This window comes from Arthrobacter sp. PAMC 25486 (assembly GCF_000785535.1).
In the GTDB taxonomy this organism is placed as follows: Bacteria; Actinomycetota; Actinomycetes; order Actinomycetales; family Micrococcaceae; genus Specibacter.
Genome location: NZ_CP007595.1, coordinates 1,210,086 through 1,224,163 on the forward strand (window position 1 = coordinate 1,210,086; position 14,078 = coordinate 1,224,163).

Sequence of the window (14,078 nt, forward strand, 5' to 3'; positions counted from 1 at the left end):
GCATGCGCATCACGCGGCCTCGGCTGCGCGCATGTGCGAAGTCAGCACCCCAGCGGCACCTGAACAGCTGCGCCGTCGGGCACTATTTCAACAGGGGCGCCCAGCCGAGCCGTCGCTCAGCCGGGGCGGCGCCCCAAGGGCTACAGCTTGGGCAGCACCACGGGCACGGGGCGGGTGTCGGGGCCGACGTCGCCTTGCAAACGGCGCAGCACGGCGCGTGGCACAAAGTCGGCCACGTCCCCGCCGAGCGTGTGGACTTCCTTGATCAGCGTGGACGACAGGTGCAGGTAGCGGCTGTCGCCCGGCAGAAATACGGTCTCCACGCCGGAGAGCTGCCGGTTCATGGTGGCCATGGGCAGTTCGTAGTCGAAATCGGAGGAGGACCGCAGCCCCTTCACGATGGCGGAGACGCCGCGGGCGTGGCAGTAGTCGGAGAGCAGCCCCTCCCCCATGGGTTCAACGACAATCCCCGACAGCGCGGAGAACGTGGTCTTGGCCATCTCCAGCCGCTCATTCAGCGTGAACCGGTAGTTCTTCGCGTAGTTGGTGGAGACCGCAACGATGACCTCGTCAAACAGTGAGGCTGCACGGGCGATCACCTCAATGTGGCCCTTGTGGATGGGGTCAAAGGATCCGGGGCATACGGCGCGTCGCATACACATGAATGTAGCCGACTTCCACGCACAGTGGCCACCGTTTGGGCCCGTTTCCGTCAACTTCCACCATGTACCCGCCAGTAGCGGCTAGGGCTTGGGCTCCAACGCCGGTAACCTAGCCAAGGAACCCGCACTACACAAGGAGCAATCATGAGCACGCCCTGGCACCGGACCGCGCAAGGCGCCAACCTGATGGGCCCTGATGGCTCACTCGGCGTGACCATTTTTGAGGAAATCACCACCCTGGCCAACCAGCATCAGGCGATCAACCTCGGCCAGGGCTTCCCCGACGAGGACGGCCCCGCCGAGCTGAGCCGCCTCGCCCAGGAGGCCATCGCGAACGGCAACAACCAGTACGCGCCCGGCAAGGGAATCCTGGATTTGCGCCGCGCCGTGGCCGAGCACCAGGACCGCTTCTACGGCATCACCCTGGACCCGGAAACCGAGGTCATCATCACCACCGGCGCCACGGAGGCCATCGCCGCCGCGGTTCTCGCACTGACCGGTCCAGGCGACGAGGTACTCACCTTCGAGCCGTTCTACGATTCCTACGGCGCCATGATCGCCCTTTCCGGCGCCAAGCACACCACCGCCGCGCTCCTGGCCCCGAACTTCATGCCCGACCTCGCCACACTGGAGAACAGCTTCAGCCCACGCACCAAAATGGTCATCCTGAACAACCCGCACAACCCCACCGGTGCCATGTTCCCGAAGGAGGTGCTCACCGAGGTGGTCCGCCTCGCAATCAAGTACGACGCCGTCATCCTCACCGATGAGGTCTATGAGCACCTCACGTTTGGTCCCCGGCACATACCCGTGGCCACGCTGCCCGGTGCGGCCGAACGCACGCTCACCATTTCCTCCGCCGGGAAGACGTTCTCCTTCACCGGGTGGAAGATCGGCTGGCTGTCCGGCCCGGCCGAACTGGTGGCCGCGGCCCGCACCATCAAGCAGTTCCTGAGCTACTCCTCGGGCACGCCTTTCCAGAGCGCCATCGCGGCCGGCCTGCGCCTGGAGAACAGTTTCTTCACGGACGCGGCAGCAACCCTGGCGCACAAACGCGACATCCTGGCCGACGGCCTGCGCGCCGCGGGCCTTGACGTCTACCTGCCCCAAGGCACGTATTTCATCAACGCCGACACGCAAAAACTCGGCATCACCGACGCCACCGCCCTGGCCCGCAGGCTGCCGGAACTCATCGGCGTGGCCGCCATCCCCGTCCCGGTCTTCTGCCATCCTGAGGGTGCCCATCGCACCCGCTCCCTGCTGCGTTTCGCGTTCTGCAAGCAGGTCCCGCTGCTCGAGCAGGCCGCCGAACGACTCGCTACCCTGAAGGACAAGCTCTGATGCCTTCGCCCAACCGTTTCCTGCGCACCAGCGGCGTGCATGCCGTGATCGATCCGGACCCGTGGCATGCGAATGCCTTTGTGTTGAGCATTGACAATGCCGAGCAGTCACACGTCAATCTGGCCCAGCCCCAAGAAGTCTTCTACGAGTACCTGCGCCGCATCGCCAATGCCATCGACCTGGTCAAGCCGGCCGGTGAGCCCATCACCGCCCTGCACCTCGGCGCCGGGGCGCTGACCTTGGCCCGCTACATCCAGGCCACCCGGCCAGGCTCAATCCAGCATGCCGTGGAGCTGGAGCGCGAGCTGCTGGACTTTGTCTTGGAGCAGTTGCCCCTGCCGGCTGGCACGGATCTGACCAGCCACGTGGGGGATGCTCGCGAAGAATTGGCGGCGCTGCCCGCGGACCTGACGTTCGACGTCGTTATTCTGGACATTTTCAGCGGACCTGAAGCGCCGGCCCACCTCGCCTGCGCAGACTTTTACCGCGAAGCCGCGGCAGTGCTGGCGCCGGAGGGAATCCTGGCAGTCAACGTGGGTGACGAGCCCGGCTTTACGCTCGTCACGAGCCAAACGCACGCGCTGCAGGAGGCCATGGACAGCGTGGCCGCCTATGGCACCAGCATGCTGTTCAGCCGCCGCTACCCCGGCAACATCATCCTGCTCGGCAAAAACGGTGCCTGGCCGGAGGGCTGGGCGCAGCAGCTGGTGGCGGCAGGCCCGCACCCGGCAACCGTCATGACCGGAGTGGAACTGGACGAATTGACGGGCTAACCGCCCGTATGTGAGCGAGGGCTCACCCAAATCCACCCATATGTGAGCGAGGGTTTGACGTGCGCCCGCCCCTTGCAACGCTCGCTCCCCTTCCGGGCCATTTCCACGAACGCTGTCTCTCCTTCCACGCCCTTCCACGGGCGCGATGAGAGGCATCGGAAGGGACGTCGGGAATGCTGGCTTCAGGCCGCAGCACCCCACGCGCATGCCAGGTCTGCGCCACCAGCGTCCGTTTCCACGCCAAAAAGCCTGAATCCGAGGAGAGCCCACCCGTCGTGCTGCATGAGCGGCGCGTCAAGTAGCTCAAAGACTGCGCCGCCGTCCGGCGCCGCAGTTGCGGCAACAGGTGCGCCGGCAGAGGGCGCCGCCCACAAATCGACCAGGCCTGGTGCCGTATCGGGCCAGCGGGGTCCAGGACAGAGCCCGCCCCAGGCCGGAACGGGTGCGGTCTGGACCGGCCACGCATCTGGACCCTCGGCGTGGACGGTAACGCTTCGTTTTTGCAGGCCCGTGCCCGGATCGGAGCACGGGATCATGTCGTCGAGGCCGGGAATCCGCAGGTATTCGGTCAGTTCAACCACCCCGTCGCCGATCACTACGGATTCCACGTAGGTGGCGCACCTGCCGGTTTGGGCAATGGGGTACTTCAGCTGCACCACATCCGGCCCCTCGGCGAGCCACACATACCAGAGGCCTTCAAAGGCCATGTCGTTGCTGCGGTTGATGCGTGCCACTGCGTCCTCGTCACCGTCTCCGTCAACGTCGCCGTATACCACCTCGTCCAAGGCGTAACTGGTGAGCTCGGCGCCGGATCCTTCAGCAGCGGCACCGTCGATCAGTTGCACGCTGACGGGAAGGTCAATCCCATTGAAGGAATACAGCCATTCCAGGCTGCCAAGGTCCGCCGCGCGAATGTCCGCAGGCCGCTCCGGGGCTGGCTGCGTGGAAGGAGCATCGGAGAGCTCATTCGGGGCATCGGCGGCGGAGGTGCCAGGCTGCACCATCGGGTCTGCCTGGCTGCAGGCCGCCAGGCCAGGCAGCAGCAGGGAGGTTTTGGCCAACGAAAGCAACACGGTCCGCAAGCTCATGATTCCAGCCTCAGGTTGGCAAGGGTAAATTGCACTGAACCTACGGCAGCGGCGGCTGCGTGTCAACGATGGGATTTCCGTCGCAGATACCAGCTCGTTGAAATCTCAGACTTGCGGCAATTCGCCACCAACCAGGAGGGCCTTCACCTCTGCCGCGGAGAAATCCACCGGGGCGCCCAACGCGATTGAGGCATAGGCGGCCTCTGCCAGCGCAACGGCCATGACGCCGTCGTACGCGGTGACACGCGCAGGCGCTCCCGAGGAATGTGCCGCCGCAAACTCGGCATTTTGCAGAGTGTACGGGCTGGTGGCCACAGCCTGAACCGGCAAGTAATCGCCGGGCTCGTTCTCGGCGGCCGGGCCGTCCTTGCCGGCGGGCCGGGCAAAGACGATCGTGCCGTCGGTGGCCTCGATGCTGATGCTCGTGCTGAAGGGCAGGCTGTCGGGCCCCCATTCGCCGCGGAGGTGGCTGACGGCGCCGCTTTCGTGCGTGAGGGTGACGGCGGCGGTCACCGGGCGAGGAAGGATGCCGTCAACGCTGGGCGGATTCTGCACGGCGTGAACCTTGGCGACTTCACCGGCGAGCCAGCGTGCCTGGTCGATGTCGTGGATCATCTGGTCGTGGATGATGCCGCCGCCGATCCCCTCGTTGTAGAACCATGATCCGTCTGCCGGGCCGGCGCTGGACCTGCTCAGCCGGAGCACGGCGGGAGTATGGGTGGTGCCCTGTTCGACGTCGGACTTCGCCGCCACATACTCGGGGAAGAAGCGGACCACGTGGGCGGGGAAGATCCGGACGTCGGCGGCCCGGGCGGCGTTCGCGATCTCGACGGATCGGGCGGTGTTCTCGGCCAGCGGCTTCTCGCAAATGACGTCTTTGCCTGCGGCGATGGCGGCCATGGCGTAGTGGTGGTGCGACGGCGTGGGCGTCAGAATGCTGACCATGTCCGAGGCCGCAAGCAGGGCGTCGAGGGTGCGGACCTCGTCGATGCCGTATTCGCGCACCAGGTCCGCGGCGCCCGACCGCGAATAAATGGTGATGTGGGCGCCCAGATGCTGCCAGCCTGCGATGTGGACACCTGCAATGCCGCCGGCACCAATGAGGCCGACCCGGAGCTGCTTCACAAATACTTCCTTCATATCAAGGGACGCTTGGATGGCTTCAACACTACTGTGACGAGGCTCGCACTGTGCGCCGCTTCGGGCCCGCGCCGTGTCAGCCTGCCAGCGGTGCCTCTGCCGGACAGCGTTGACCCGCAACTGTTGGATGACCGCTGCGGCGGCCACCGAGGGCGTATCGTGGCTGAAGGAGCCCACTGACTGGCGCTGGCAGGAGCACTGGAATGTCACCGACGGACTGTAGGCAGTGCGGTCGTCTGAGCAATTGCTGGCGTCATAGCTGCTGCGGCGTCAGGGAAAACACCCCGGAAGGTGCTGCCGCGTTTGCTGGGGGTCAGTCAGCGGTGCCGGGCTCTGCGAACCAGAGGCGGGTCTCGCCGTACTTCTTGTCCGCCAACAATCCCAAGCCGGCGGGCCACGTCGGCTCGGGCGTCCGGGCCGAACGCTCAACCACCACCACCGCGAACGGGCTCAGCCGCGGCGCCAGCAGTTCCAACACCAGCGACAGCTCAATTTCGGTCAGCGGGTACGGCGGGTCGATGAACACCAGGTCCCACTGGTCCACCCCAGCCTCGGCCACGCGGGCCAGGAACGACTCCACCCGCGAACGCTGCACCGTGACAACTTTGGAGCCGATAACCTTGTTGACCAGCTCGGCATTGCGCTGGCACACCGCCGCGGCCTTGTCGTTGAACTCGATGAGCTCAACGGACTTCGCCCCGCGGCTGGCACTTTCAACACCCAGCGACCCCGACCCGGCATACAGGTCAAGCACGCGCGTGCCGGCCAGCATGTTCATGGCCTCCAGCCGTGAAAACAACGCCTCCTTGACCCGGTCCGTGGTGGGCCGGGTGCCGTCTCCGGGCACGGAAACCAGCGGGCTGCCACCGGCCGCGCCGGCAACAATCCGGCTCACGCGCCGACCGCCGCAAGGAACCAACCGGTGTTTCTAGCCACGTTCAAGGAATGCCTCATTCTTTTCGTTCACGTACATGTCAATTTCAAGTTTCAACGCCGGATGGCGCTCAAGCAACGGGTCCGCCGCAACAATCGCGGTGGCATCCTCCCGCGCCCGGCCAATCAGCTCCTCGTCCCGCAGCACGCTGAGCATGCGCAACCCGCTGCTGCCGCCCGACTGCTTGGCCCCCAAAATGTCGCCCTCGCGGCGCATTTCAAGGTCCTCCTTCGCCAGCACAAAACCGTCGGTGGTGGCGGCAACTGCCTCGAGTCGTTTCCTGCTGGGATGCCCCGGCTCGAGGTTGGTCACGAGCAGGCACGTGCCCGGAAGCCCGCCACGCCCCACCCGTCCGCGCAGCTGATGCAGTTGCGACATGCCAAACCTGTCCGCGTCCAGAATGACCATCAGCGTGGCATTGTGCACGTCCACACCCACCTCAATCACGGTGGTCGAGACCAGCACATCGATCTCCCCCGCCGCGAACGCCGCCATGGTCCCCTGCTTGTCGGCCGAGTCCAGCCGCCCGTGCAGCGGCTCAATCCGTTTGCCCGCCAGCACCGGCATGTCACGCAGATAAGGTACGACGTCGAGTACCCCGGCCATGGGGCGCATCTCGCCTTCGCCGGTGGATGAGTTACGGTCACCGCTGGTTGAGTTCTTGGCTTCGCCGAGCTCACCCAGCGAGTCCAAGTTGATTAGCGCATCCAGGCCGATCAGCGCGTCATCGCTGGTTGAGCCTTGCGCACCCTCGTCGTCGCCGATCTTGGGGCACACCACATAGATCTGGTGACCCTTGTCGATCTCTTCTCGTGAACGGGCCCATACCCGGTTAACCCAGCTGGGATGCTCGGCCAGCGGCGCTACATGGGTCAGGATGGGTGCCCGGCCAGCCGGAAGTTCGGTCAGCTCGGACACCTCCAGGTCGCCAAACACGGTCATGGCCACGGTGCGCGGGATGGGGGTGGCCGTCATGACGAGCAGGTGCGGGGGTTTGAGGGCCTTGGCCCGCAGGGCGTCGCGCTGCTCCACGCCAAAGCGGTGCTGTTCGTCAACGACGATGAGGCCGAGGTCGGCGAATTGCACGTTGTCCGAAAGTAGCGCATGTGTGCCAATAACTATCCCGGCCTCGCCCGAGGCGGCGGCCAGCAACGCCTTTTTCCGGGCGGCCGTGGGCATGGACCCGGTCAGCAGCGTCACCTGGGTGGCATGCGGTCCGCCGAGCAGGGGGCCGGCACCCAGGGAACCCAGCAGCGCCTGCACAGAGTGGAGGTGCTGGGCGGCGAGCACCTCGGTGGGGGCCAAAAACGCGGCCTGCCCTCCGGCGTCGATCACCTGCATCATGGCACGCAGGGCAACGACTGTCTTGCCGGAACCAACCTCGCCCTGCAGCAGCCGGTGCATGGGGTGGGCGCCGGCAATTTCCGTGGCAACCAGGGAGCCGATCGCTTCCTGACCGGCGGTCAGGGTGTAGGGCAGCTGGGAGTCGAACGCGTCCAGCAAACCGCCGGGTCGCTGCGGCCTGCTGGTGGCATCCTGCTGCATGGCCTCATACCGTTTTTGGGCGAGGGAGGTCTGCAGCGCCAGCGCCTCCTGGTAGCGGAAGCGTTTGCGGGCTCGGGGCCAAGCGTCCATGGATGACGGCTGGTGGATTTCGTCATACGCTTGGGCCAGCGGCATGAGCCGCTCCCGTGCAGCGATGCCGGCGGGCACGGGATCGGGAACCTTACTCAGGTCCAGGGCAGGCAGCAGCGCCTCAATGACGTCCTTGGTTTTCCAGCTGGGGAACTTGGCCGTGGCCGGGTAGACGGGCACGGGCCTTGCAGCGTGGAGTTCCACCTCATGCTCGGCCAGTTCGTCGTCGGGCAGCAGAGCGTAGCCGGGATTGGTGAGCACCAGGTTTTCCCTGTAGGAGGACACCTTGCCGGAGAACATGGCCAACACGCCCGGCTGCAATTCCTGGTTGGCCTTGAAACCGTTGAAGAAGCTGATGACCAGGTTCGACGGGCGGCCGGAGTTGTCGGTGATGATGACATCGGTGATGAATCCCTTGCGGGTTTGCATCCGCCGCTGGTTGGCCCCGACCACGCGGGCCAAAATCGTTACGTCTTCGTCCAGTTGCAACTGGTCAAGGTCGGTCAGCTCACCGCGGGGTATGTAGCGCCGCGGGAATTGGTGGAGCATTCCCCCCACGGTGGTGATTTCGAGGGCTTTGGCGACACTTTTGGCCGTGGGCGTGCCTACCAGCCGGCCCAGCTCCAGGGCCAGATCCGAATAAGGGACCGGTGATGGGGGGACGGGGTCAGAGGACGTCATGGAGATCTTCGGAGACTGAGGCGGTCAACGCCGAGATGCTCACATTGTTTGGATCACCCACAGCGTGAATGGCCTCGAGGGCCACTGCGGCCGAGGGCACGTGGACGTGCAGGCGCCACGGGTAGGCGCCCATTGCGTCTGGTTCTTCGGTCACGGCGCTCATGATGACGGAATCGCCCATGCCGTCCAGTTCAAGCCGGAGACCTGCCGCTGCCAGGGGCGTCAGCGAGATGGTGCACATGACCTCGACGCCTTCCTGCTCGGGCATGGACAGGGCGATGTTGGGGTCCTGGACCTTGTAGCCGGAGAGCCCTTCCATCAGGTCTTCCTGTAGGACTTCGCCGAGAATGACGGCGCGGAGGCAGTCAAGAATGAGCAGCAGCCCCACTCCACCAGCGTCAACGACACCGGCCCGGGTCAGCGGGTCCAGCTGCGATTCGGTGAGCACCACGGCGTCGCGGGCAGCACAAACGGCGCCGTCAACGGCTTCGGCCAGCGCCTGGTTTGATTCATCCCCGTTGAGAGCGGACTCGGAGGAGATTGCTCCCCGGGCCGCTGCCTCGAGCACGGAGAGGATGGTGCCGGGCATGGGTTCGCTCAGGGCGCTCCAGGCCCGCAGTTGCGCACGGTGCAGGGCCGCGGCCAGCAACGGTCCGCTCAGACGCTGCGCCCCAAGGAGCGGTTCGGCCATGGCCGCGAGCGACACCGCCAACAATGTGCCTGAGTTTCCCCGTGCCTGTTCCATGGCCGCGCGCCCGGCAATTGCCAGGGTTGCGCCAACGTCCGCCGGTTCCGCTTCTGCAACGGCTTGTGACGCGGCCCGAACCGTCAAATACAAGTTGGTTCCGGTGTCCGCGTCGGCCACCGGATAAATATTGATGGCGTTGAGCCGGTCGCTGTGATTTGCCAGCGTCTGCTCAGCCATGGCCAGCCAGCGGCGGACTACGGGTGCAGTGGCCGTGATCTTAGACTGCAAAATGATCCCATCCCAGGGCGCCTCCAACGACGCCTTTAAAATTCTGTCCGTCAATGGCCACAGCCGATTCCGACGCACCCAAGGACACTACCGAGCCTAGCCTAATGAATCCTGCAGGGAGGGTCCGGCCTGCCGGAAATGTGGATAACAGTGAGTGGTCTTCCCCTCCCGTGAGCACCCAGTCCAACGGATTTTTTCCAAGCACGACGGCGGTTTCCTCCAGTTTGCGTGCCTGGGCCGCCAGAACGGCGGAGTCCAAATCGAGGCGGACTCCGCTGGCCGTGGCGATGCGGGCGGCGTCGCGCAGCAGGCCATCGGAGATGTCCATCATGGACGTGGCGCCGGACTTTGCGGCAATGGGTCCGGCGGCCAGGGGCGGCACGGGCCGGGCGAAAAGGCCGGCGGCGCGGGTCATGGCCGGGGTGAAGTCCGCCGGCAAAGTACTGCTTTCGTGCAGTGCCCATCCCGCGGCTGAGAAGCCCATGTTTCCGCACACGGCCACCTGGTCTCCTGCGTTGGCACCGCTGCGCAGCACCGGGTCACGTCCTTCGAGGGATCCCGTGACGGCGACGGTGACCACCAGTTCACTGCCGCCGGAGAGGTCCCCTCCTGCAACCGAACATTGGGGGGCACCGAGCGCAACTATGGCGGCACTCAGGCCGTCGGCGAAGTCCTCAACCCAGCCAACCGGCGTCGTACTTGGGAGGGTGAGGCTGACGACCATGGCGGTGGCGATGGCACCCATGGCGTTGATGTCGCTGAGGTTTTGGGCGGCGGCCTTCCAGCCGACGTCGAAGCCGGTGGAGGTGGCGCCGTTGGGCCAGAGGAGGCGGAAGTCCTTGTCCTGGACCTGGGTGTCGATGGAGATGACGGTGCGGGCGTCAGGCGCGGCAATGATGGCGGCGTCGTCCCCGGGGCCAAGGAGCGTGGTGGTGCCGGCGTGCAGGCGCGGGAAAATGCGCTCCAGGAGCTCGGATTCGGAGAGTTGCGCCACGGTGAGGATCATGGATTAACCGTAGCGGAGGGGTATGACATTGTTGGTGCCGGCTCCGTATCGGCAATGTTGCAGGTGGGGGTTAAAGGCGAATTCTCAGTGAACAGAACTGTCCTCGCCAAGGCCACAAGTCCGCACTCTTGCCCATGTCTCCCCCAATGATATTTCAGAGCCACTCGCTACGTTTCCGCCATTGCCCGGCACCTGACGAACAACGGCATCCACCGCTCAGCAGCCATGGGCTCCGTCTTCGGAACCGGCGGCGCACGCCTGGGCCCCTGGGCTGGTCCGGCCTGGGCCTCATCGCGGCCGCCCTCGCAGTCCTGGCAATTGCCCCCACCAACACGGACCCCGCATCATGGCCATCCCCCGCAGCAGTCCATAGAATCAGCCCATGATCATCTTTCTCATTCGCGCCGCCATTTACGTCGGAACTGCAGCATTGGGCCTGCTTGTCACCTCCTGGATCCTGCCGGATTTCAACCTCATGCTCAGCGGCTTCCTCGTCGCCGTCGTCGTCTTCGCCGTGACCAACTCCATCCTGACGCCGTTCATCTTCCGCATGACCAGCCGTTACGCCCCCATGGCGCTCGGCGGAATCGGCCTGCTTGCCACACTCGCCGCACTCTTCGTCGCCCAGCTATTACCCGGCGGCCTGCACATCTCCGGCGTCACCACCTGGATTCTGGCCGCCCTGGTCGTCTGGGTCATCACGACCCTCGGCGCCTGGCTCCTCCCCCTGCTCTTCCTCAAGAAACGCCTCGCCACCCGCGCCGCCAGGTCCAAGCAGAAGCTCATGAAGCCCTGAAGCACGACGCCGGTCACCCACCTTCCCGGCCCCATCCGCCTTGGCACGGGCCAGGTATGTTGCGGAGCCCGGAGTGGAGATTTTCTGAAATCACCAAGGACTTGGCGCGTGACCGGGCCCAACAGAGCCAAAAAGTGCGAACTTCTTACATCCGATGTCAGAAGTTTTATGCATCGGATGCAAGATCTGCATCATTCAGGTCCCATGCTTGCGCCACGCACCCGCAGGCTGTGAAGATGTTCCTTGATGATCAATAAAGAACAGTACCTTCAGGCCTACGACCAGCAACTCCGCACCGACGCCGAGACGCCCAGTGCCATCAGCGTCACCCCCATGGGTCCACTGCGGCTTGTGACGTTCGACGGCGGCCGCGGCTTCATCACGTACCAAAACCTTGACGGTGTGGTCACCCAGGAGATCCCGGCCCTGGTGGGGGCCGCGCTGGAGCACTTCAAGGGAAACGCAGAAATTACCGACGTCGAGTGGAAGACCCGCGGCCACGACACCGCACCCGGCCTGCATGAGGCACTCCTGGCCAATGGATTCACGCCCGACGACACCGAATCCATCATGGTCGGCCCCCTCGAGGCGCTGTGCCATGATGCTCCCATGCCCGACGGCGTGACTCTGCGGAAAGTGACTTCCGACGCTGACGTGCGTGCCATGAGCGCCATGGCCGATGAAGCATTCGGCGATCCCGTCAGTCCCCGCCAAGCCAATGCACTGATGTCACGCCTGGCGCGTAACGACGGCATGGAACTGTGGGTGGCAGAAGTTGCTGGCAGGATGGTCAGCGCCGGCCGGCTCGAACCGGTCCCCGGCACTGACTTCGCAGGCATTTGGGGCGGTGCCACGCTCGAGGAGTTTCGAGGCCGAGGCTTCTACCGGGCACTGACTGCGGCCCGCGCACGCTCCGCACTGGCCATGGGCAAGACGCTCGTCCACAGTGACTCCACCGAATTCTCACGCCCCATTCTCGAACGGTCGGGCCTGATCAAGGTATCCACCACCACGCCCTACAACTGGAAGCGCTGAGAAGCGCAAAGGAGCGACAATGACGAACCCATCGCGGCGCTACGCCATGAACTTCGGCTGGGTGTGGGGGCCGAACAATATGGAGTTGGATAAGAAGGCCAGCCTCGCACTGAAACTCCGCGGGGCAGATCCGGCGCAGCTCAATGAACTGCTGGATGGCTGGCTGGAAGAACTCATCCATGACGAAGAAAGCGGTTCTTACTACCAAGGCGGCTTCAGTGTCGAGGTTCAGTCACGGGGCCAGGGCAGCGCTGACATCATCTTCGCGTCAGGCGGCCAAGACGTCGCCGATTCGCTCGGCTACGCCGTTGACGGGTTCCACGACAGCGTCCTCGAACAGCTCGACACTGCGGAAGTCACGTGGACCGAACTGCCTCTGGAGTCTTGACGCCGCCTGACCGCACGTCCGCTGGAATCTTGACCGGGAACTCGCAGTAGTTGCGCTCCAAATGGAATGAGACGACAACAACTGCCAGTTGACGGACTAGATCGTGTCCTCGTCCACCAAATCCGCGAAGCCGTGCAGGGTCCCGGTGGCGAAACCAATGGTCACGGGCTCGGGTGCGCCGCAACACCCGCCAGCCGGTTCGGCAGCAACAGCAGGCCCAACACAGCCAGACCCAGCATCTTCCGGCGGACTGCAGCAGCCGCCAGCCTCAGCTGCGGCAACCACGGCCGGGGCATCGCACGACCCCGCCAGATCCGTGGAACAAACACCGGTTTCGGGCAGCTCCAACTCGACGGCGTCGGCCGCCGCACGGTCGCCGGCAAGGGCAGCCGCGATCGACCGCACCTGTTCGTAGCCCGTGGCCATCAAGAACGTGGGGGCACGGCCGTAGCTCTTCATGCCCACGATGTAGAAGTTGCTTTCCGGATGTGCCAGCTCGCGCTCTCCGTGGGCAGCAACAGTGCCACAGCTGTGAAACTCGGGATCGATCAGCGGGCCCAGCTCGCGGGGCGCCTCCACAATCGGATCCAGGTCAAGTCGCAGTTCGGCCAAGATCGAGAGGTCCGGGCGGAAGCCGGTCGCCGGAACAACTACATCGGCAAGGAGACGGCGCCCGTCTGCGAGCGCAAGCTCCACGTGAAGGTCCGTGCCATTAGAGGCGATGACAGCAATGGAGGCCACGGAGACGTTCTCCACAATGGAAATGTCGCCGTTCTCCACGAACCGGCGCAGACTGGTGCCCAGCTGACAGCGGGCAGGAAGCTCATCTGCAGAACCGCCGCCATAGAGCCGAATCGGGTTCGCAGGCCCGCGCAACCCCCACAAGATGGTAGTGGTGGGATGCTGCTGGCGGAGCCGCCCAAGCGCAAGAAGTGTATTGGCAGCAGAGTGTCCTGCACCGAGCACAAGGACGGTACGACCCGCAAACTGGTTCGCCGAGGCGCCCAGGACGTCGGGCAGGGGCGAAGTGATCAGACCCGCCGCACGCGCAGCAGCTTCACCAAGAGCGTCAATACCGGAGCGCCCCACAGGGTTCGGACTGCTCCATGTCCCTGACGCATCAATCACGGCACGCGCCAGTACATCCACGGTCTCGTCCCCCACGCGGGAACGCACCAGGAACAGGGAAGAATCCCGGCCCGCAGAACGGGCCAAGTCCACTCCGGCGCCGGAAGGAAGCACCCGCGTGACAGCAATGACCCGATGCCCGTATTTGATGCACGGAGCCATCGACGGGTGCGCAGCCAGCGGCGCCAAGTATTCCGACACCATCTGCGCACTAGTGGGCAGCTGGGTTTCCCGCGGCGCAACCCAGTCCCCCGGATACCCCGCAATACGCGTTTCCAATAGCCGGCGGGCAGCCGCGTCAATGTTGTAGCGCCACGTGGAGAACAGCTTGATGTGCCCCCACTCGCGCATGCCGGCCCCGGCAGCCGCGCCGGCTTCGAGCACAACAACGTCCTGCCCGCGTTCCAGCAGCTGCGCGGCGGCGGCCAGCCCAATGGGCCCGGCCCCAATGACAACAACGGGGTGCGATGTATTCATGATCTGACAGCTCCTAAT

General features: G+C 64.9%; 13 protein-coding genes. 5 read left to right on the forward strand and 8 right to left on the reverse strand.

The features are described from left to right. Positions 1-140 precede the first annotated feature (140 nt). Positions 141-656, reverse strand: coding sequence for a pantetheine-phosphate adenylyltransferase (coaD, locus tag art_RS05640; protein ID WP_038463069.1), 516 nt, complete (start codon positions 654-656; stop codon positions 141-143). Between the two features lie 150 nt (positions 657-806). On the opposite strand from coaD, the gene art_RS05645 reads away from it, so the two are divergent. Both art_RS05645 and art_RS05650 read left to right on the forward strand, forming a co-directional pair. Continuing rightward, the gene (locus tag art_RS05645; protein ID WP_038463071.1) at positions 807-2,003 is read left to right on the forward strand and encodes an aminotransferase class I/II-fold pyridoxal phosphate-dependent enzyme; all 1,197 of its coding nucleotides are present in this window, start codon (positions 807-809) and stop codon (positions 2,001-2,003) included. Continuing rightward, positions 2,003-2,776 carry a spermidine synthase gene (locus art_RS05650; RefSeq protein ID WP_173425226.1) on the forward strand — a complete coding sequence of 258 codons (774 nt, stop codon included), beginning with the start codon at positions 2,003-2,005 and terminating at the stop codon, positions 2,774-2,776. Before art_RS05645 ends, art_RS05650 begins: the two co-directional genes overlap by 1 nt. 182 nt (positions 2,777-2,958) lie before the next feature. Here art_RS05650 and art_RS05655 read toward each other — a convergent pair whose 3' ends face one another. The 6 genes from art_RS05655 to thiL all read right to left on the reverse strand — a co-directional run bounded on the left by art_RS05655 (position 2,959) and on the right by thiL (position 10,236). Next, complete coding sequence (locus art_RS05655) at positions 2,959-3,864, reverse strand: hypothetical protein (protein WP_038463073.1); 906 nt, start codon at positions 3,862-3,864, stop codon at positions 2,959-2,961. A gap of 105 nt (positions 3,865-3,969) precedes the next feature. Next, positions 3,970-5,214 carry a Gfo/Idh/MocA family protein gene (locus art_RS05660; RefSeq protein ID WP_162182033.1) on the reverse strand — a complete coding sequence of 415 codons (1,245 nt, stop codon included), beginning with the start codon at positions 5,212-5,214 and terminating at the stop codon, positions 3,970-3,972. Positions 5,215-5,317: 103 nt separating this feature from the next. Continuing rightward, positions 5,318-5,899 (reverse strand): 16S rRNA (guanine(966)-N(2))-methyltransferase RsmD, encoded by a 582-nt coding sequence (gene rsmD / locus art_RS05665; protein WP_038463079.1) that lies wholly within the window; start codon positions 5,897-5,899, stop codon positions 5,318-5,320. 33 nt (positions 5,900-5,932) lie between these two features. Further along, a complete protein-coding gene (locus tag art_RS05670; RefSeq protein WP_052136036.1) occupies positions 5,933-8,254 on the reverse strand; it encodes an ATP-dependent DNA helicase RecG in 2,322 nt (773 codons plus the stop codon). Continuing rightward, positions 8,241-9,179, reverse strand: a complete 939-nt coding sequence (locus art_RS05675) for a DAK2 domain-containing protein (RefSeq protein ID WP_038468901.1) — start codon at positions 9,177-9,179, stop codon at positions 8,241-8,243. The genes art_RS05670 and art_RS05675 overlap by 14 nt, the downstream gene beginning before the upstream one ends. 40 nt (positions 9,180-9,219) lie before the next feature. Then, entirely contained in the window at positions 9,220-10,236 is a 1,017-nt protein-coding gene (gene thiL, locus art_RS05680; RefSeq protein WP_038463081.1) for a thiamine-phosphate kinase, read from the reverse strand. A gap of 382 nt (positions 10,237-10,618) precedes the next feature. Here thiL and art_RS05685 point away from each other — a divergent pair, with 382 nt between their 5' ends. From art_RS05685 to art_RS05695, 3 genes are all read left to right on the forward strand, one after another. Further along, positions 10,619-11,032, forward strand: coding sequence for a phage holin family protein (locus tag art_RS05685; RefSeq protein ID WP_038463083.1), 414 nt, complete (start codon positions 10,619-10,621; stop codon positions 11,030-11,032). A gap of 246 nt (positions 11,033-11,278) precedes the next feature. Further along, positions 11,279-12,067: a GNAT family N-acetyltransferase gene (locus tag art_RS05690; RefSeq protein ID WP_038463085.1), complete on the forward strand. Its 789-nt coding sequence runs from the start codon at positions 11,279-11,281 to the stop codon at positions 12,065-12,067. Between the two features lie 19 nt (positions 12,068-12,086). Continuing rightward, positions 12,087-12,455, forward strand: coding sequence for a hypothetical protein (locus tag art_RS05695; protein ID WP_038463087.1), 369 nt, complete (start codon positions 12,087-12,089; stop codon positions 12,453-12,455). Positions 12,456-12,551: 96 nt separating this feature from the next. Here the strand turns inward: art_RS05695 and art_RS05700 are convergent, their stop codons facing one another. Further along, the gene (locus art_RS05700; protein WP_038463090.1) at positions 12,552-14,060 is read right to left on the reverse strand and encodes an FAD-dependent oxidoreductase; all 1,509 of its coding nucleotides are present in this window, start codon (positions 14,058-14,060) and stop codon (positions 12,552-12,554) included. Between the last annotated feature and the right edge of the window lie 18 nt (positions 14,061-14,078).